This window comes from Nonomuraea sp. NPDC050153, from assembly GCF_044460125.1.
GTDB lineage: Bacteria > Actinomycetota > Actinomycetes > Streptosporangiales > Streptosporangiaceae > Nonomuraea.
Window position 1 is genome coordinate 125,301 of the sequence record NZ_JBITJQ010000003.1, and the last position, 18,883, is coordinate 144,183.

Annotated in this window: 14 protein-coding genes; 6 read left to right on the top strand and 8 right to left on the bottom strand. The window is 71.5% G+C overall.

What is annotated here, in order from left to right; translation table 11 throughout:
- Positions 1–85: 85 nt before the first annotated feature.
- From ACIBQ1_RS08800 to ACIBQ1_RS08815, 4 genes are all read right to left on the bottom strand, one after another.
- Positions 86–211: a hypothetical protein gene (locus ACIBQ1_RS08800; RefSeq protein WP_397275735.1), complete on the bottom strand. Its 126-nt coding sequence runs from the start codon at positions 209–211 to the stop codon at positions 86–88.
- A 100-nt stretch (positions 212–311) separates the two neighbouring features.
- The gene (locus ACIBQ1_RS08805; protein WP_397275737.1) at positions 312–4,595 is read right to left on the bottom strand and encodes an HAD-IC family P-type ATPase; all 4,284 of its coding nucleotides are present in this window, start codon (positions 4,593–4,595) and stop codon (positions 312–314) included.
- Between the two features lie 26 nt (positions 4,596–4,621).
- Positions 4,622–5,545, bottom strand: a complete 924-nt coding sequence (locus ACIBQ1_RS08810; protein ID WP_397275739.1) for a hypothetical protein — start codon at positions 5,543–5,545, stop codon at positions 4,622–4,624.
- Positions 5,546–5,836: 291 nt separating this feature from the next.
- Positions 5,837–6,304: a PPOX class F420-dependent oxidoreductase gene (locus ACIBQ1_RS08815; RefSeq protein ID WP_397275741.1), complete on the bottom strand. Its 468-nt coding sequence runs from the start codon at positions 6,302–6,304 to the stop codon at positions 5,837–5,839.
- A gap of 141 nt (positions 6,305–6,445) precedes the next feature.
- Between ACIBQ1_RS08815 and asnB the strand changes: the two genes are divergently transcribed.
- Entirely contained in the window at positions 6,446–8,290 is a 1,845-nt protein-coding gene (gene asnB, locus ACIBQ1_RS08820; protein ID WP_397275743.1) for an asparagine synthase (glutamine-hydrolyzing), read from the top strand.
- 79 nt (positions 8,291–8,369) lie between these two features.
- Here asnB and ACIBQ1_RS08825 read toward each other — a convergent pair whose 3' ends face one another.
- Positions 8,370–9,200, bottom strand: a complete 831-nt coding sequence (locus ACIBQ1_RS08825) for a hypothetical protein (RefSeq protein ID WP_397275744.1) — start codon at positions 9,198–9,200, stop codon at positions 8,370–8,372.
- 151 nt (positions 9,201–9,351) lie between these two features.
- Here ACIBQ1_RS08825 and ACIBQ1_RS08830 point away from each other — a divergent pair, with 151 nt between their 5' ends.
- The 4 genes from ACIBQ1_RS08830 to cydB are packed head-to-tail and all read left to right on the top strand — an operon-like array spanning position 9,352 to position 13,559.
- Complete coding sequence (locus tag ACIBQ1_RS08830; protein ID WP_397275746.1) at positions 9,352–10,056, top strand: ThuA domain-containing protein; 705 nt, start codon at positions 9,352–9,354, stop codon at positions 10,054–10,056.
- Complete coding sequence (locus ACIBQ1_RS08835; protein ID WP_397275748.1) at positions 10,041–11,135, top strand: Gfo/Idh/MocA family protein; 1,095 nt, start codon at positions 10,041–10,043, stop codon at positions 11,133–11,135. Before ACIBQ1_RS08830 ends, ACIBQ1_RS08835 begins: the two co-directional genes overlap by 16 nt.
- A gap of 54 nt (positions 11,136–11,189) precedes the next feature.
- Entirely contained in the window at positions 11,190–12,560 is a 1,371-nt protein-coding gene (locus ACIBQ1_RS08840; RefSeq protein ID WP_397275749.1) for a cytochrome ubiquinol oxidase subunit I, read from the top strand.
- A 15-nt stretch (positions 12,561–12,575) separates the two neighbouring features.
- Positions 12,576–13,559, top strand: coding sequence for a cytochrome d ubiquinol oxidase subunit II (cydB, locus tag ACIBQ1_RS08845; RefSeq protein ID WP_397275750.1), 984 nt, complete (start codon positions 12,576–12,578; stop codon positions 13,557–13,559).
- 142 nt (positions 13,560–13,701) lie between these two features.
- On the opposite strand, the gene ACIBQ1_RS08850 is transcribed toward cydB, so the two are convergent.
- Positions 13,702–14,901 (bottom strand): FAD-dependent monooxygenase, encoded by a 1,200-nt coding sequence (locus ACIBQ1_RS08850; RefSeq protein ID WP_397275751.1) that lies wholly within the window; start codon positions 14,899–14,901, stop codon positions 13,702–13,704.
- A gap of 159 nt (positions 14,902–15,060) precedes the next feature.
- Positions 15,061–15,570, bottom strand: coding sequence for a GNAT family N-acetyltransferase (locus ACIBQ1_RS08855; protein ID WP_397275752.1), 510 nt, complete (start codon positions 15,568–15,570; stop codon positions 15,061–15,063).
- A gap of 421 nt (positions 15,571–15,991) precedes the next feature.
- Between ACIBQ1_RS08855 and ACIBQ1_RS08860 the strand changes: the two genes are divergently transcribed.
- Positions 15,992–17,812 (top strand): DJ-1/PfpI family protein, encoded by a 1,821-nt coding sequence (locus ACIBQ1_RS08860; protein WP_397275753.1) that lies wholly within the window; start codon positions 15,992–15,994, stop codon positions 17,810–17,812.
- Positions 17,813–17,881: 69 nt separating this feature from the next.
- Here the strand turns inward: ACIBQ1_RS08860 and ACIBQ1_RS08865 are convergent, their stop codons facing one another.
- Entirely contained in the window at positions 17,882–18,847 is a 966-nt protein-coding gene (locus ACIBQ1_RS08865; protein ID WP_397276735.1) for a C39 family peptidase, read from the bottom strand.
- Positions 18,848–18,883 lie beyond the last annotated feature (36 nt).

Sequence of the window (18,883 nt, forward strand, 5' to 3'; positions counted from 1 at the left end):
GGGGCGTGGCGGCACGATCGTCCGACAGACACGAACCCACTCCGCACGGAGTGGGTTCGTGTCTGTCGGAAGGCTGGAAGGGCGGTCAGGCCAGCCGGAGGCCGGCCGGGGTGAAGATCGACGCGGCGAGGCTCTGGACGAACCGAGCGAGCAGCGCCTCAAGGAGCATCATGGCGGCCTTGGCGAGCAGGGAGGCCAGGAACTCGGACAACTCTCTACCTCATTGATAGAACTACGCTTCAAGTCATATTTAGGTAGAAAGATGTATATACGGTGCAAATCCGAATGTCCATAGGGTGAACGAAAGATGACTATCCTGAGATGGCCGCCCGCTCGATCATGGCCCCCACCAGGGACGTCGCCGCGGCGCACCCGAGCCCGATGCCCCACGCCAGCGGCCCGACCGGCTGGCAGCCGAAAAGCTGGCTGAGACCGGGCACAGAGACGATCACGCCCAGCGCCGCCAGGGACGACACCGAGGCGAGCACCACCGTGCGATCCCCGCTGCCCAGTGACAGCGTCTGCAGCAGCTGGGCCGCCACGAGGCCGATGAGCCCCACCGTGTCGGCCCGGCCCCGGGTGCCGGTCATCCGGGCCAGCACCCACGACCCGCCCGCCGCCACGGCCGTGGTGACGGCGCGCAGGTAGATGTCCTTGGTCAGCGCGGCGCCCAGTGAGGCCTCAGGGCCCTCGGCCAGCAGTTTCTCCGGGCTCGCGGCGCTCGGCGGCCGGATGGCCACCGCCATCGCGGGCAGCATGTCGGTGAGCAGGTTGACCAGCAGGAGCTGTCGGGCGTTGAGCGCGCTGCGCCCGGTGAGCAGGCTGGACCCCAGGGCGAAGGCGATCTCCCCGACGTTGCCGCCGAGCAGGATGCCCAGCGCGTCGCGTACGGAGGTCCACATGGCCCGGCCCTCGACGATCGCGTCGATGATCGTCTCGATGCGGTCGTCCACCACGACGATGTCGGCGGCGGCCCTGGTGGCGGGCGCGGCGCGCGAGCCGAGGGCGACGCCCACGTCGGCGAGCCGGATCGCGGGCACGTCGTTGGCGCCGTCGCCGGTCACGGCCACGACTTTGCCGGCCTTGCGCCAGCAGGTGACGATCCGCGCCTTGTGCTCGGGCGTGACCCGGGCGAACACCGCCACCTTCGGCAGCTCGTCGGCCAGCGCGTCGTCGTCCAGCTGATCGAGCTCCGGGCCGGTCATCACGCGCAGGCCGTTCAGGGCGCCGATCTCCGCGGCGATGGCCTCCGCCGTGCTGGGGTGGTCGCCGGTGAGCATGGCGACCCGCACACCGGCCCGGGCCAGCCCCTCCACGCTGCGCTTCGCCGTCGGCCGCACCGGATCCGCCAGGCCCAGGAACCCGAGGAAGCACAGGTTCTCGATGCGCGACTCGTCGAGGTCGGCGCGGCTGGAGGCGGGGCGCTCGGCCACGGCGAGCACCCGGTAGCCCCGCAGCGCGAGCCGGTCCACCTCCTCCTCCAGCTGCCGCCTCGTCCGATCGTCCAGCGGCACGCGCTCCCCGCCCGCGACGATGTGCGTGGAACTGGTGAGCACGATCTCGGGAGCGCCCTTGACGCTCAGCAGCTGTCCCTCCTCCGACCGGCCGAGGACGGCGTGGTAGCCGCGGGCCGGCTCGAAGGGCAGCTCGTCCACGCGGTGCCACTTGCGCAGCCCGTACCTCGGGGTGACGCCGAGCTTCCCGGCGCCCTCAACGATCGCGCGGTCCGTGGGGTGCGGGATGGCCCGCCCGCCCTCGAACCTGGGCCCCGCGCGCAGCGCCGCGCCCACGATGGCCCGCAGCTCCGGCGTGGCCTCCTCCACCGACTGCTCGACCCGGCCGTCCGACACCCGCCGCAGGCTGATGTGGCCTTCGGTGAGCGTGCCCGTCTTGTCGAAGCAGAGCACGTCCACGCGGCCGAGCGCCTCGATCGTGGACGGGTTGCGCACCAGCGTGTTGTGGGCCGACAGCCGCTTGGCCGAGGCCAGCTCGGCGGCGGTGGCGACGAAAGGCAGCCCCTCGGGGACCGCGGCCACCATCATGCTGACGGCCGGGGCCAGGGCCTGCGACAGAGGCGAGCCGCGTACCAGCTCGACGGCCATCAGCACCACGCCGGAGCCGAGAGCCGCCGGGAGGATCCGGCGGCTCAGCGCGCGCAGGCGCAGCTCCACCCCGCTCGGCGGCGGGCCCTCCTGGACGAGCCTGGCGGTCCTGCCCGCCTCGGTGGCCTCTCCCGTGGCCACGACCACGGCGAACCCGTGGCCCGCCGCGACGGTCGTGCCCTTGTAGACCATCGAGGTGCGGTCCGCGACGGCGGGCGCCGCGGTCGGGGCGTCCGTCTTGGAGACGAGCTGCGACTCGCCGGTGAGGGTGGACTCGTCGATCTCGAGCCCGGCCGCCTGGAGCAGCCGCCCGTCGGCCGGTACGGCGTCGCCGGCGCGCAGCTCGATCACGTCCCCTGGCACCAGGTCCTCGGCGAAGCCCGCCACGGAGCCCGTGGGACGGAGGATCCGCACCCGGATGGCCGTGGTCTCGGTGAGGCGGTGCAGCGCCCGCGCGACGTTCCGCCGCTGCGCGCCGCCGAGCGCGGCGTCCACCACCATCACGCCGCAGATGAGCACGGCGTCCAGCGCGGAGCCGAGCCCGGCCGACACGCCCGCGCCCGCGGCCAGGACCGGGCTCAGCGGGTTGGCCAACTCGTGCAGGGTCGCGTTGAGCAGGGACTCGGGGCCGGCCTCCGCCGGCCGCGCCTGGCCCGTCCTGCGGCGGGCGGCCTCCGCCTCGCTCAGCCCGTCGGGCGAGGCGGACAGCCGGGCCAGGACGTCGCGGGCCGCCATGGCGTGCCAGGGCGTGTGGTCGGCGAGCATCGGCGCGGGTCTGTTCCCGGCGCTGCGCCCGGCCCACTCACCGGCCGCGAAGGCGGCCAGCGCGGTGCAGTCGCGGGCCAGGTTGGCGCGTCGGACGGCCATCGTGGCCGGGCCGAGAAACGCCAGCCCCGTGCCGGCGACCGAGCCGGCGGCCGCCACGAGCACCCCGCGGACGCTGGCCTTCCTGGCCGCCGGCAGACACTGCAGCAGCAGGTGCACGCCTTCGAGCCCGCCCATCACGTCGGCGTCCCACGGCACCCACCGCGCTCCGTCGAGGACCCCGATGCCCATGTCGGCCTGGCGCAGCCCGCGCCGGCCCCGCTGCGACACCAGGGCCACGGCGTGCCCCTCCGACTGCAGCGCCCGCACCGACGCGCCCAGCCGCTGCCCGTTCTGGACGACGCGGCTCACGCGCAGCCGCTTGGCGAGCGCGGCCTCCCCGCCGGCCAGGACCACCTCGCAGGCGCCCTTCGACGCCGCGACCAGGGCCTCGGCGAGCGGATGCAGCTCGGGGGCCAGGTGGACCAGGGCGATCGGGGTTCCGTCGCGTTTGACCATGACGGTGGTACGGTCCTCCGCCCCGTGAGGCTCGGTGCTCCACCCGTCGAGCTCCCGCCGGGCCGCCGGGTCGGCGAGGTCGATCAGTGAGTGGAGCCGGGTGTAGAGGTCGTCCGAGTCCCCGGTGGGGCCGAGCGAGGTCACGTCGTCGATCGTCCAGGCGCCCGTGGTGAGCAAGGCGGCGTCGAAGACCACGGTGTCGATGCGGTCCATGCGGACGAGCACGTCGCGGTCGAGCACCATCATGCCGCGCCCGGCGAGCGCGCGGGCGACGGCGCTGGTGAAGGCTTCCCTGCCGAGGTTCGCGGCCTTGGGGACGCCGGCGACCAGCACGGACAGGCCCCGCTCGCGGTCTTTGCTGATCACCGTGGTCAGGCCGAGCCCGGTCAGCGACACCGCACCGGCAGCGTCGGCGTACCGCTCCACGGGCCCGCGGGGGAGCCGGCCCGGGCGCGGCGCGGCGGCGGCCCTGGTGTGGCGGTAGGCCCCCTCCACCGCCGCGAACTGCTCCTCGCGCTGTCCCCACGCCTGGAGCCCGGCGCGCGAGTCGATGTACCGGCCGGCCGCGGCGACCGAGTCGATCAGCAGGGACATGGGGCGCATGGCCAGCGTGTTGGAGACGACCCGGGTCATCGCGATCAACGCGTCCGCGCCGGGCTTGCCGATGCGCTCCTCCAGCTCGCCGCGTACCCGGGGGGTGTGCTCGGCCAGCGAGAGGAGGCTGGGCACGGCCGCGGACAACCGCGGGACGCGGGCCATCCGGCCGGCCAGGGCGAGCCCGGTGCCGACCAGGTGCAGGCCCAGGCTCACCACGGCGCGGTCCTGCTGCTCCTCGCCGTCCCGCGCGGGGGCGGGGAGGCCGTCCCCGCCCTCGTCGAACTCCTCCACGACGGCCACGAGCTTGTCCAGGTCGTCCGTCGTGACGTCGCAGGCCACGAAGACGCAGCCGAGCGAGCCGTTCACCTCGGCGCGCGGCACGCCGGCCGCCCTGAGGCGCTCCTCCAGTTCGCGGGCGCGCCGCTCGGTGCGCGGGCCGCCGATGTCGCGCAACTCGATACGCGCTCCGCCCGGACATGGCTGAACGCGGCGGGAGCGCGGGAGTGCGCTCCGCACCGGCTCCGGGAACATGTTCAGGAACGTGCCAGTGTTGAGCAGGCCGAACAACGCCATGTGATCTCCCGTCTACGGCGTCGTCGTCACCTGCTGGGCGCGGTGCTCTTTCGCCTGCTTGTCGAGCTCGAAGTCGAGGTGGATTTCCTGGTGGTGGTGCGCGAGGTCGCGGCCGGCTTGCCGGTGGTGCTTCTCGTGGTGCCGGTGGTCTTGGTGGTGCGGGCGCTCGTCGCCGGCTTGGCGGCGGTGGCCCGCGTGGTGCCGCCCGTCGTGGCTGGTTCGGCGGCGGTGGCTCTGGTGGCTCTCGTGGTGCGGGTGGTTGTGGCCGGCTTGGCGGCGGTGGTCCTGGTAGTGGTGCGGGTGGTCGTGCCCGCCCTGCCGGTGGTGCCGGCGGTGCCGCCGGTCGTGGTGGCCTTGCCGGTGGTCGTGGTGGCCCTGCGCGTGGTGCCGGTCGTGGTGGCCCTGCGCCTGCCGGTCGTCGTGGTGGCGGTCGTGGCGCCGGCTGCCGTCCCGCGCCGCGTGGCGGTCGCGGCCCGCCTGCTGGGCGTCGTGGTCTCCCGCGCCGCGGGCTCCTTGGCCGGTGCGGCGGTCGTACGCGCCCGGCCGTACGTGGTCCGCTGCTGCTGTCCCCGCTGCGCGATGATCGTCCCGGCGCCGATGGCGGCCGCGACGGGCCATTCGAGCACCCCGATCGCGGCGAGCGCGCCGAGTGCCCCGTAATAGGCGATGCGCTCGGGCGCGGGAAGGAACGTGCGGGCGACGTCGACGTAGTGGCCGAGCTCCTGCCTGCTGACACGTGGCATCGGGATGTTCGGCATCGGGATGCTGGGCATCTGGACCCGCGGCATCTGTATTCGTGGCAGCTCGATGTGCGGCATCTCTACGTGCGGGCGCCGGAGCTCGGGCTGCCGGACCTGGATGCCGAACATCGGCAGGTCCAGGGTGAACCGCTTGGCGCCATTCCCGTCGGGCCCGGCGGTCGTGCGCCTTCGCGGCTGGGTGACGGCCATGATCCCTCCTACGGACGCGGATTCCTTTCCGTATCCCTATCCACGGCTCGGGCCCTCTATTCCGGACTAGAGAGATTTGGGGATTTTTGCCATCCTTTATTAATTTTCAGGGCAAAGCCCAGGTCAGGGCGAGGGCGATCGTGTCCCAACCGCTGACTTGAGTGCTTCAGGAGAGCGCGGAGCACGTCCTCGGCGTGCGTCCACAGCACCGCGCCCCCGATCCCGGGCACGAGGTGCCGGACGGCTCCGGGGGTGCGGGCGATCGGGCTCACCCCCTGGTCGGCGGGCGCGTCATTCCGATATCAGGCGGGCGGGGAAGCCGCCGGTCGCGACGGGGCCCCAGCGGTCTATGTGGATGCGGATCAGCGACTTGTCCTGGCGGTGCATGGCGGCGCGGTACTCGTCCCAGTCGGGGTGCTCGCCGGCGATGCACCGGTAGTACTCGACCAGAGCGTCGAGGGCGTCGGGCATGTCCAGCACCTCCGCGTGCCCGTCGACCTGGACGTAGGGGCCGTTCCAGTCGTCGGACAGCACGCAGATGGACACCCGCTCGTCGCGGCGGGCGTTACGGGCCTTGACCCGGTCGGGATACGTGGAGACCACGATCCGGCCGGCCTGGTCGACCCCGCAGCTGACGGGGGAGAGCTGTGGCCGGCCGTCCTTGCGGGTGGTCGAGAGCAGGCCGTGGTGCCTGGGGCGGAGGAATTCGAGCAGCTCGGGCAGGTCGATGTGGCGTGCGGTGGCGATGTTCGGAGCCATCTCTGTGCCTTTCGGTCATACGAAATCCCTCCGATCCTTTCATCCGAGGCGGCGCCTGCCGGGCCGGAGGCGTTCGGGAGCGTGATATCCCGCCCGGGCGGGGCATCAGGGGGGCGTCTGGGAAATCGGGAGGAGCCGAGCATGTGCGGCATCTGCGGCTGGGTTGACTTCGAGCGGGACCTGCAGGACGACCGGGCCACCGCGCAGGCCATGACGGACACGATGGCCTGCCGCGGCCCTGACGACGAGGGGCTCTGGACGGCGCCGCACGCCGTCATCGGTCACCGGAGGCTGGCGATCATCGACCTCCCCGGCGGCCGGCAGCCGATGGTCGCCGAAGAGGAGGGACGGGCGCCGGCCGTCCTCACGTACAGCGGCGAGGTGTACAACTACCGCGAGCTGCGCTCGGAGCTGGCCGCCCGCGGGCACCGCTTCCGCACCCGGAGCGACACCGAGGTGGTCCTGCGCGCCTACGTCGAGTGGGGCGCGGACCTGGCCACCCGCCTGAACGGCATGTACGCCTTCGCCGTCTGGGACGCCGAGCGCGAGGAGCTGCTGCTGGTCCGCGACCGCATGGGGATCAAGCCGCTGTACTACTACCCGACCGCCCACGGCGTGCTGTTCGGCTCGGAGCCCAAGGCGATCCTCGCCAACCCGCTCGCCCAGCCGGTGCTCGACGCCGACGGGCTCCGCGAGCTGGTGGCGTACGTCAAGACGCCGGAGCACGGGATCTTCAAATGCATGTACGAGGTGCGCCCCGGCCAGCTCGTACGGGTGACCCGCGACGGGATCAGCAAGCACCATTACTGGCAGCTGGAGTCCCATGAGCACCAGGACGACGTCGACTCCACCGTCAAGACGGTGCGCGACCTGCTGGAGGACATCGTCCACCGCCAGCTCATCAGCGATGTCCCGCTGTGCGCGCTGCTGTCGGGCGGCCTCGACTCCAGCACGATCACCGCGCTGGCCGCCAGGGGCTTGTCGGATCAGGACCTGGGGCCGGTGCGCTCGTTCGCCGTGGACTTCGTCGGCTACACGGAGAACTTCAGGCCCGATCCCGTCCATCCGACGCCCGACGCGCCGTACGTGCACGAGCTGGCCGAGCACATCGGCGCCGAGCACACCGACATCGTGCTCGACTCGCGGGAGCTGATGAGCCCGGCCGTGCGGGCCGCCGTGCTGCGCGCCCGCGACCTGCCGATCGGCATCGGCGACATGGACAGCTCGCTCTACCTGCTGTTCAAGGCGATCAGGGGGCACTCCACGGTGGCGCTGTCCGGGGAGTCCGCCGACGAGGTCTTCGGCGGCTACCGGTGGTTCCACGACCCGGCGGCGGTCGCGGCCGACACCTTCCCGTGGTTCGCCGGCGGCCTCGCCGACCGCCTGGGGGTGGAGGAGCTGTTCAAGGAGGACCTGGCGCGCACGCTCGACGTCGCCGGTTACCAGGACATGAGATACCGCCAGGCGCTGGCCGAGGTGCCCGAGCTGCCCGGCGAGACGGGGCACGAGCGGCGCATGCGCGAGGTCGGCTACCTGCACCTCACCCGGTTCGTGCAGATCCTGCTCGACCGCAAGGACCGGATGAGCATGGCCGTCGGGCTGGAGGTTCGGGTGCCGTTCTGCGACCACCGGCTGGTGGAGTACGTCTTCAACGCCCCCTGGGCGATGAAGACCTTCGACGGGCGGGAGAAGAGCCTGCTGCGCGCGGCCGCCGCCGACCTGCTGCCCGAATCCGTGCTCCAGCGCGTCAAGAGCCCCTACCCGGCCACCCAGGACCCGGCCTACGAACAGGCGCTGCGCGACGAGGCCCGCGCCCTGGTCGAGCGCGACACACCCTGCGCCCAGTTGCTCGACCTGGACAAGGCACGTGCGCTCGTCGAGCGCCCCGTGGGCGACACCAGCTCCCTCGCCGCCCGCGCCTCATTGGAGCGGCTGCTGCAGCTCGACGCGTGGCTCAGGGAGTACCGGGTCCACCTCGCGCTCTGATCGGACGATGTCCGGCACGCCGTTCGACGCCCGAGTGAGGAGGGGAGCCGCTCGGGACTGGGACGGCGCTACCGGCTCCTCAGGAGCCCGGCGTAGGTGTGGGGGTCGTGGTCACGGTTTCCGAGACCGACGGCGTCGGCTCGGGGGCCGGCGTCTCAGTCGGTGTCTCGGTCGGTGTCTCGGTGGGCGTTTCCGTCGGTGTCTCGGTGGGTGTCTCGGTCGGTGTCGTGGTCGGCGTCGGGCACGGGGTCGGCGTCTGCCACGCGGGCGGGCCCTGCATCCACTGCCATGCCTGCTTCCAACCCCTGTACGACCAGATCCGCTTCATGGGCCGCGTCAGGTCGTAGACGGAGTTGGCCGTGGCCGCCTGGTCGTCACCCAGCGCGGTCACCGACACCCAGTCGTCCTGCTTGACCGCGCCGTTGCCGCGGCGTCCGGCGATCGTGTGCGTCTCGTCGTCGATCGCGTACGTACGCTCGAAGCCGTCCTGGCTCCGCACGGTGATCGAGTCCTCCGCGACGGCGGTCGCCTGCCCGGTCTGGGCGAACAGGGTCACGGTGCCGCAGCCGTCCTCCGTCGGCACCGCGAACTCGCCGTGCATGGTTCCGACGAATCCCCACGGGTTGATCGGCGCTATTTCCGGACGGGGTGAGGTGGGTGTTTCGGTCGGTGTCGTGGTGGGTGTCTCAGTCGGTGTCTCGGTCGGGGTCTCTGTTGGCGTCTCGCTGATCGTCGGCGTGGGGGTCGGCGTGCCCGTGGGCGTCGTTCCCGACGCCGCGGAGGCGGTTCCGATCCCGCCCGTGGCCGCCAGCACGACGGCGGCGGCGACGATCAGCGGTCGGGGGACGCGCCTGCGCGGCCCGCCCGGCTCGAATGACAGTTCCTCGTGTGGTTGGTCAGTAGGTGGCACCTTGTCCTCCACATCGGGTTTGTCCGATTACAACCCCGACGGACTAAGCCACGTGTAAGTCGCGGGCAGCGGATAACGGTCACCCCTTTAGCGACTTAGGTGTGAAATGCGAGGATTGGAGTCGTTTGTCCTCTAAGCGATTGGCGGGAGCATGGCAGACGAACACGGCAGGAAAGCGCTGGTGGTGCGGGGCGGCTGGGAAGGGCATGCCCCGGTCGAGGCCACCGAGCTCTTCGTGCCCTTCCTCGAGAAGAACGGGTTCGAGGTGCATCGGGCGGAATCTCCGGCGCCGTACGCGGACTCCGCGTTCATGTCCGGCGTCGACCTCATCGTGCAGTGCTACACGATGGGCACGATCGAGCGGGAGGAGCTGATCGGGCTGGAGGCCGCGATCCGCGCGGGCACCGGGATGGCCGGCTGGCACGGCGGCATCGCGGACTCCTTCCGCAACTCCTCCGACTACCTGCATCTCATCGGCGGGCAGTTCGCCTGCCACCCGGGCAAGGACCCCGCGGAGCGGGAAGGCACGCAGGCCGACAACTTCGTGCCGTACACCGTCAACCTGCTGCCCGAGGCGGCCACGCACCCCATCACCGAGGGCATCGCGGACTTCGACCTCGTCACCGAGCAGTACTGGGTCCTGACCGACGACTACATCGACGTGCTGGCGACCACGACGCAGAAGGTCCGCCCGTGGGACCCCTGGCACCGGGAGGTCACCTCGCCCGCGATCTGGACCCGCCGGTGGGGCAGCGGGAAGATCTTCGTCACCACCCCCGGGCACAGCCTCGACGTCCTGCATCACGACAGCGTGCGCACCATCATCGAAAGGGGAATGTTGTGGGCCAGCCGGTGAACGTCGGTGTCGTGGGGTGCGGGGCGATCTCGGCCCAGTATTTCCGGACCATCGACCGGTTGCCGCAGCTGCGGCTGGTGGCCGTGGCCGACCTGGACCTCGACCGGGCACGGGAGGCGGTAGGTCCCTATGCGGGCGTCGACGTGCTGAGCGTGGCGGAGCTGGTGGCGGACCCGCGCGTGGACGTCGTGCTCAACCTCACCGTTCCCGCCGCCCACGCCGAGGTCGCGCTGCGGGCCATCGCGGCGGGCAAGGACGTCTACTGCGAGAAGCCCCTCGCCGCGACGGCCGCGGACGCCGCCCGCGTGCTCGGGGCCGCCGCCGACGCCCGGGTACGCGTGGGGTGCGCGCCCGACACGGTCCTGGGAACGGGTACGCAGACCGCGCGCAAGGCCATCGACGACGGCCTGATCGGCAGGCCGATAGCGGCGACCGCGACGATGACGACCCCCGGCCACGAGCGCTGGCACCCGAACCCCGACTTCTACTACGTCCCCGGCGGCGGGCCGCTCCTGGACATGGGGCCGTACTACATCACCAGCCTGGTGACGCTGCTCGGCCCGGTGGCGAGCGTCATCGGCGCGGCCAGCCGCACGCGGGCCAAGCGCACGATCGGCTCGGGTCCCCGCCAGGGCGAGGAGATCCCGGTCACGGTCGACACCCACGTCACCGGAGTGCTCGTGCACGCCTCGGGAGCGCTGTCCACGCTGGTGATGAGCTTCGACGGGACGGCGACCAAGGCGCCCAACATCGAGGTGCACGGCGAGGCCGGCTCGCTCGTCGTACCCGACCCCAACCGCTTCGACGGGCAGGTCCTGATCTCGACGGGGAAGGACGGCTGGATCGACCTTCCCGAGTCGGCCGGCTACGCCGAGGCCGGGCGCGGCGTGGGGCTGGCGGACTTCGCGGCGACCCCGGCGGGCGAGGAGCCCCGCGCGGGCGGCGCGCTGGCCTTCCACGTGCTCGACGTCATGGAGTCGCTGCTGGCCGCGGCGCGTTCGGGCACGTCGGTGGCCATCACGAGCACCTGCGAACGGCCCCTGCCCGTGGCCCTGCGGCCGAGTGATCAGCCGGACTGAGCACCGGGGCGTGTCGTAACAAGCGGTGCGTGATCGGGCGCTTACAGTCGGAACATGGACACCGTGGATCTCGCGCGCTGGCAGTTCGGGATCACCACGGTCTACCACTTCCTGTTCGTGCCGCTCACGATCGGGCTGTCGGTGCTGGTGGCGATCCTGAACACGGCCTGGGTACGCACCGGCAACCCGGCCTACCTCCGCGCCACCAAGTTCTGGGGCACGCTCTTCCTGATCAACTTCGCCATGGGCGTGGTGACGGGGATCGTGCAGGAGTTCCAGTTCGGCATGAACTGGAGCTCCTACTCCAGGTTCGTCGGTGACGTCTTCGGCGCCCCGCTCGCGCTGGAGGCGCTGCTGGCGTTCTTCCTGGAGTCGACGTTCCTGGGGCTGTGGATGTTCGGCTGGGGTCGGCTGCCCAAACTGGTGCATCTCGCGTGCATCTGGGTGGTGGCGATCGGCAGCACGGTCTCCGCCTACTTCATCCTGGCCGCCAACTCGTTCATGCAGTGGCCGGTGGGCTTCGTCGTCAACCGGCGGGCGGAGCTGACCGACTTCGGGGCCGTGCTGACCAACAAGGTCCTGCTGGCCACCTTCCCGCACACCATCCTGGGCTCCTGGCTGGCCGGCGGGGTGATCCTCATGGCCGTCTCCGCCTGGCACCTGGCCAGGAAGCGGGACGCCGACGTCTTCCGCCCGTCCCTCCGGCTCGGCGCGGCTGCGGTGCTGGTGGGCGCCGCCGGCACCCTCGTCTCCGGCGACGTCCTCGGCAAGATCATGACGCAGACGCAGCCGATGAAGATGGCCGCCGCCGAGGCGCTCTACGAGACCCGGCAGCCGGCGCCGTTCTCCCTGTTCACCATCGGGACGCTCGACGGGACGAAGCCGCTGTTCGCGCTGGAGGTCCCGGGGCTGCTGTCGCAGCTGGCCACCGGCTCGTTCGACGGCAAGGTGCAGGGGATCAACGACCTCCAGGCGGAGTACCAGCGCAGGTTCGGCCCGGGGGACTACCGTCCCTACATCCCGCTCGCCTACTGGTCCTTCCGGCTGATGATCGGCTTCGGCATGCTCGCGGGGCTGGTGGCGCTCGTCCTGCTCTGGCTGACCCGCGGCGGACGCGTTCGCGGCAAGGGCTGGATCTGGCGGCTCGCCGTGTGGTCCGTCGTGCTGCCCTTCCTCGCGCACAGCTTCGGGTGGATCTTCACCGAGACGGCCAGGCAGCCGTGGATCGTCTTCAGCCAGATGAAGACCGTTCACGGCGTCTCGCCCAGCGTCGGCGCGGGCACCGTGCTCACCTCGCTGATCGTCTTCACCCTCCTGTACGGCGCGCTGGCCGTGGTGGAGGCCGGCCTCATGATCAAGTACGGCAAGGCGGCCCCGCCGTCCGCCGACAGCATCGAGCCAGGCGAGCCGTCGCCCGCCTACTAGCAGGGAGATCGCGCGATGGAGCTCACCGACGTCTGGTTCGTGGCGATCACCGTGCTCTGGCTGGGCTATTTCGTCCTGGAGGGGTTTGACTTCGGCGTCGGCATGCTGCTGCCCGTCATCGCCGGGAACGACGCGGAACGCCGGGCGTTGATCGCGACGATCGGCCCCGTCTGGGACGGCAACGAGGTGTGGCTGATCACCGCCGGAGCGGCCACGTTCGCCGCCTTTCCCGAGTGGTACGCCTCGCTGTTCAGCGCGTTCTACCTGCCGCTGCTGCTGATCCTGGTGGCGCTGATCGTGCGCGGGGTGGCCTTCGAGTACCGCGGCAAGCGCGACTCCCTGACCTGGCGGCGGCGCTGGGACGCGGGCATCGTGGCGGGCTCGTTCGTGCCCGCGCTGCTGTGGGGGGTGGCCTTCGCGAACATCGTGCGGGGCATCCGGCTCGACTCCCGCCACGAGTACGTGGGCACGCTGCCGGACCTGCTCAACCCGTACGCGCTGCTCGGCGGGCTGACGACGCTGACGCTGTTCGCCACGCACGGCGCGATGTTCCTGGCGCTGAAGAGCACCGGGGAGCTCAGCCGGCGCGCGGTCGCGGTGGCGGTGCGGACGGGCGTCGTCGCGGCGGTGCTCGCGGTGGTCTTCCTGGCCTGGACGCAGCTCCGGAGCGGGAGCCCCGCCACGGTCGTCCTGGCGGCCCTCGCGGTCCTCGCCTTCGTCTCCGCGCTGGTCGTCGTGGGCCGGGGCCGCCAGGGCTGGGCGTTCCTCCTGTCGGCGGTCGCCATCGGCCTGACCGTGATCAGCCTGTTCGCGGTCCTCCACCCCGATGTCCTGCCGTCGACGATCGACCCGGCCTACAGCCTGACCGTCGGCAACGCGGCCGCGACCCCGAAGACGCTCAGCCTCATGACCTGGGTCGCGGTGATCTTCCTGCCGCTGGTGCTGCTCTATCAGGGCTGGACGTACTGGGTCTTCCGGCACCGGATCAGCGTCGGCTGACGTACATCACCTGGGAAGCGTCCCACTCCACGAAGCTGCTCCGGGGCGGGCGGCGGCATGAGGTCGATCATCGCACGCCCGCCGCCGCCGGCCCCGGTATCGGGCGCTGCGGCTGCGGGGCGGCCCGGAGCACTGAGCGCGATCACATCAGGGGCGCTTGCGGGGATCGCGTGACCTTCGAGCCCAGCCAGGACACGAACCTGGGCGGCGCCCCGGTCACCTGGCTGATGGCGTAGTACAGCCTCGGCGGCAGGTGCGGGAGCAGCGCCGAATGCCGCCGGCCGAGCAGCTCGAACATCTGCCGCGGCGGCAGGTGGATGTAGCGCTCCAGGTTCTCGTACCACTGGGCGCTGAGATGGGCCGTCTTCTGGGTGGCCACGATCGCGGCTTTGCGGTCGCGGTCGTAGCGGGCCAGGGCGGCGGCGAGCTCCTTCTCTTCGTACAGCGCGTTGACCAGGCCGGCGGCGTCGCCGAGCGCGAGTGCGGTGCCCGCGCCGACGGAGTAGTGCGTGGTGTGCGCGGCGTCTCCCATCAGGACGACGTTGCCGCGGTGCCACGTCCGGTTGGTCAGGGTGCGGAAGTTCAGCCAGTGCGAGCTGCCGTCGGCGTGCGCCCGGCCGATCAGCGGGTGCCCGTCCAGGATCTCGGAGAAGAGCTTCTCCAGGAGGGCCAGGTTGTCGGCCTCGCCGGCCTCGTGGAGCCCGAGCCCTCGCCAGGTCGCGGGGGAGCACTCGACGATGCAGGTGCTGTGCGTCTCGCCGAATCCGTAGCCGTAGCACCAGATCCAGCCGTGCGGGGTCTCCGAGAAGGCGAAGGTGAAGGCCTTGAAGATCTGGGTGGTCCCGAGCCAGGTGTAGTAGTTCTCGCCGACCGCGAACTCGGGGCCGAAGTGGCCGGCGTGGCGCTCGCGCAGCACGCTGTTGACGCCGTCGCCGGCGACGATGAGATCGGCGTCGGGCAGCTCCTCCTCGCTCGCGATCTCGCGCTCGAACTCGACGCGTACGCCGAGCGCGCGGGCCCGTTCGACGAGGATGTCGAGCAGCCGGTGCCGGCCGATGCCGAAGCCCTCGTCCCCGTGGTCCACCGTCACCGTCGCGCGGTCGCGGACGTGCGCGACCCAGCTCTCCCAGCGCACCGAGTTCGCGCGGATGGCGCGCGCGGACTCGGGGTCGGCGGCGTGGAGGTAGCCGAGCAGTTCGTCCCAGTACGTCACGCCCCAGCCGTACGTCGAGCCGGCCGGGTCGCGCTCGTAGACGGTGATGTCATGGGACGGGTCCACCCGCTTCATCAGGATGGAGAAGTACAGGCTGGCGGGTCCGCCGCCGACGCAGGCGACCTTCACAAGAGCCCCCCGAATGACACAAGGTAACCTATTTGTGGCATAGAGTAACAGATGCGATGCGACGGCAGGTCAGGGGCCCTCGTCCAGCCGGTCACCGGAGGGCGACGGCGATCTCACCCAGGGTGCCGCTTCCCCGGCGCGGCCCCCGCGGCGGGCGGGTCAGCGGAGGATCAGCTCGTACTCGACCTGCTCGATCGGGTTGCCGTCGCCGAAGTCGTGGCCGCGGACCGCGCGGGACTCCGTGAAGCCGCTCTTGGCGTAGAAACGGCGGGACTGCGGCGTGTCACGCAATGTCCACAGATGCACCCGCCCGAAGCCCTCCTCACGCATCCGCTCCAGGGACGCGGTCATCAGGGCACCCGCGATGCCGGTGCCCCAGCCGTCCGGGTGGCCGTAGAAGCCGAAGAGCTCCGCCGACCCCTGGTGTTCCGGCGAGGAGCCGAAGTAGGAGAAGGCCAGCGGCCGCCCGTCCAGCGCGGCGAGCATGACGGTGTCCTTGCCCTCGGCGAGCACGCCGTGCCACTTGCCGAGCCGATGCCTCACCGCCCCTTCGAAGAACTCCGGGGAGAAGAAACCGGCGTAGGCGACCTTCCAGGACTCCGTATGGATCTCGCCCACCGCGTCCCCGTCGCCGGGAGAGGCGTGGAATACCGTGAAGATTCCAGTCATGGGATGAAACGGTAGGCCATGACCGGATGGCGGCCGGCGCGCGCTGAAGGTTCCCCGGCCTGGGCAGGCCGGTCAGGATCAGGGTCCGGCGGGCGGGCAACCGGCGGCACACCGGGAACCCCGGCCGGGCGTGGCTCCGCCGGGCGGACCGGCACGTGCAGAGTGCACGCCGGACGCGGTGCGAATCCCACGTCGACCTCGTGCCCCCGGCACCGGTTGCGTCCGCGCTGATCGGACGACACTCGGCAGCAGAGAGACATCGCCCCTGGGAAACGACCTGAGCCAGTCCATTACCGACACGATTCCCCGCTATTCGGACAACCGGCCGGTGATCGCTTGCCCGGATTCCGGCCGCCGGGCTGAACTGGCACTGGTCGGCCAGGGCGCCACAACCTCCGCCACGACCTTTAGGAGTGCGGCAATGACTGTTCACGAGCCACGGACCAGCAGGGCGCGCCTGGCCGGGCGATTCATCTGGCACTACATCGAGATGGTCATCGCGATGAGCCTGGGGATGCTGCTGCTCGGCCTGGTGTGGGGCGCGGTCCTGCCAGGGAGCACCCGGTTCGACGTCGGCACGCTGATCATGGCCGCGGACATGACCGTCGGCATGGCCGTCTGGATGCGGGTGCGCCGCCACGGCTGGGCCGCCGTCGGCGAGATGAGCCTGGCGATGTTCGCGCCGTTCCTGGTGCTGCTCGTCCCGTACTGGCTCGGCGTGCTGCCCGGGCACCTGGTGATGTCGATCGGGCACACGCTCATGTTCGTCCTCATGGCGGTGGCTATGCTGCGGCGGCGCGAGGAGTACCTGCACCACCACCATCGCCTGAACATCCGGTGGAAGTGGGTCGGGCGGGCGGCCGTCGTGCCGGCCGTGCTGCTGATCCCCGCCGGGGTCTCCGCGGTGAACACCGTCGGCAAGTTCGGCGACCTGTACCGGGCGCGCCAGGACACCGTGTCGGTCCGGCCGGCGGCCAAGGTCCACGATCCGGCCAAGCCCACGGTCGCCTTCCTGGTCGGCGGCAAGGGCGCCAACGCGGCCGACCTGCTGGGGCCGTACGAGGTGCTGGCGGGCACCGGCCGGGTGAACACCTACGTCGTGTCGGCCGGACCCCGGCTGGTGCCCCTGACCGGGGGCCTGGACATCGTGCCGGACCTGACGTTCGACGAGCTGACGCGGCTGATGGCCGACCAGCGCGACACCCTCGACGCCGTGGTGGTCCCGGCCCTGCAGCCGCCCGCCCCGGCCGAGTCCGGCTCGATCAGCGCCTGGTTGCGGCAGCAGTCGGCGGCCGGCGCGCTGACCGTCAGCGTCTGCGCAGGGGCGCGCGCGCTCGCCGCGAGCGGGCTGCTGGACGGCAGGCCCGCGACCTCCCACTGGTTGCGGCTGTCCGGGCTGCGCGAGGACTTCGGCGACGTCAGGTGGACGAGCGGCACGCGGTACGTCGACGACGGGAACGTGATCACCACCGCCGGCGTGCTGTCCGGGATGGACGGCGCCCTCCGGATCATCGAGCGGCTGCTCGACCCGGCCACCGCGCGCGAGGCGGCACAGCGGGTCCACTGGCGCCACTACGTGCCCGGCGCCGCCGCGCAGCTCCCCGAGTCCGGCCTGGAGCCGCCGGACGTGGTCGTCGCGCTCAACGCCTCCTACCAGATCGGGCCGTCGACCATCGGCGTCCAGCTCACCGAGGGTGTAGGGGAGCTGGAGCTCGCCTCCGCGTTCGTCTCCTACACCGAGTACTCCATGGTCGGGCGCACCGTCGCGGTGGGCGACGGCGCGATCCGCTCCGAGCACGGCCTGACGTTCGTCCCGCGCTCGACGGTCGCGGCGGCCGGCCTCGACCGCCTCCTCGTGCCCGGGGTGGACGCCGCCCGGCGCGGGGTGGCGGGCGGCGCGGGGCTGCGGCCCGAGTACCTGCACGTCAACCCGGAGTTCGCGTTCGACCCGGTGCTGCGCGACATCGCCCGCACCTATGACGTGCAGACCGCCCGGTTCGCCGCCAAGACGCTGGAGTACCCGGTGCTCGACGTCAAGCTGACCGGCAGCGCCTGGCCGTGGTCCGCCACCCTCGTCCCGGTGCTGCTCGGCCTGCTGGGCGGCGCCGCCGCCATGGGGATCGGCCTGGCGGCCCGCCGGCTCCGCGCCAACCGCCGTCCCCTGGAAGCCCCGGAAGCCCCGGCCGCCCAGGCTCCCGCCGAGCAACCGGTCATGACGGCTCCGACCGCACCCGAGCGCTGACCTATGCCCGCCCCGGCCGCCCCCGGCCTTCTCCCGGCGGCGGCCGGGCGCGGGTGGCGGGGCCGGGGCTCAGGTCGTGACGATGGCGACCGTGTCGATCCAGTTCCACGCGAGGTTGGCGTTGTCCAGCAGGAGCTTGTCGACGTCGATGGAGTGCTCGCTCGCGTCCCACGGGTCGGCGACCTTGAACGTCGACGGGTGGACGGACCCGTCGCCGTGAACGACACCGCCGTAGCCGTGGATGGTCAGATAGTGCCGCTGAAACGGCGTGGCGGTGGTGTTCCAGGGCAGCTTGCCCGGGATCACGAGGACCATCACCGGCCTGCCGCGCGACAGGGACGTGACGATGCGGTTGATACCCGCCTCATAGGTCTGGCCGTTGGAGACCGCTATCTCCTCCCAGTGGTACTGCCAGTCGGAGTCCGGGATGTAGGAGTTGACGGCCGGCGGGATCTTGCCCGGCATGGTGACGCCGAAGAGCATCTCGTCGGTCTGCAGCCGGTCCGCCAGCTGGGACTGCGTCGGAGCCGAATAGCCGATCGTGGCGAGCGTGGTCTGCGCGACGCCGGGGCCGCACCAGTTGTCCTTCTCCTGCTGCTTGGCGGACAGCCGCATGTCCAGGGCCCGGACCGGGAGCTGCCACGTGCCCGCGATGCCGAACTTGGCCTCGGTGACGACGTAGGGGCGCCTGAGATCGGTGAACGCGGTGTAGCACGCCCTGCTGGCGTTCGTGGTCATGGTCGGGCACGAGTCGGTGATGTCCGGCCCGTTCCCGCCGAACCAGAGCCGCAGGTTGACCTGGAAGTTGGTGTACGCGCCCGGGTTGATGAAGGCGACGGTGCGCACCTGTGTGCGGGCGGTGTTGAACTCCAGGCACACCTGGTAGGAGGTGCCGTTGTAGACCCGGCTGTCGCTGCAGGTCCGGTTCGCCGGGGACGGGTATTCGTGCCAGATCCCCGCCTGCGCGGGGAGCGCGGGGGAGATGACGACCGCGAGCGCCGCGCCCGTCAGGACCGCGACCAGGGCTCTGATCATTCTTCGCACGGGCATGCTTCCTTTGAAATATCGGTT

What these genes read in the sequence shown, in the direction of transcription:
- ACIBQ1_RS08805 (WP_397275737.1), bottom strand. Translation starts at nt 4,595, where the DNA reads ATGGCGTTGTTCGGCCTGCTCAACACTGGCACGTTCCTGAACATGTTC.
- ACIBQ1_RS08810 (WP_397275739.1), bottom strand. Translation starts at nt 5,545, where the DNA reads ATGGCCGTCACCCAGCCGCGAAGGCGCACGACCGCCGGGCCCGACGGG.
- ACIBQ1_RS08815 (WP_397275741.1), bottom strand. Translation starts at nt 6,304, where the DNA reads ATGGCTCCGAACATCGCCACCGCACGCCACATCGACCTGCCCGAGCTG.
- asnB (WP_397275743.1), top strand. Translation starts at nt 6,446, where the DNA reads ATGTGCGGCATCTGCGGCTGGGTTGACTTCGAGCGGGACCTGCAGGAC.
- ACIBQ1_RS08830 (WP_397275746.1), top strand. Translation starts at nt 9,352, where the DNA reads ATGGCAGACGAACACGGCAGGAAAGCGCTGGTGGTGCGGGGCGGCTGG.
- ACIBQ1_RS08840 (WP_397275749.1), top strand. Translation starts at nt 11,190, where the DNA reads ATGGACACCGTGGATCTCGCGCGCTGGCAGTTCGGGATCACCACGGTC.
- cydB (WP_397275750.1), top strand. Translation starts at nt 12,576, where the DNA reads ATGGAGCTCACCGACGTCTGGTTCGTGGCGATCACCGTGCTCTGGCTG.
- ACIBQ1_RS08855 (WP_397275752.1), bottom strand. Translation starts at nt 15,570, where the DNA reads ATGACTGGAATCTTCACGGTATTCCACGCCTCTCCCGGCGACGGGGAC.
- ACIBQ1_RS08860 (WP_397275753.1), top strand. Translation starts at nt 15,992, where the DNA reads ATGACTGTTCACGAGCCACGGACCAGCAGGGCGCGCCTGGCCGGGCGA.
- ACIBQ1_RS08865 (WP_397276735.1), bottom strand. Translation starts at nt 18,847, where the DNA reads ATGATCAGAGCCCTGGTCGCGGTCCTGACGGGCGCGGCGCTCGCGGTC.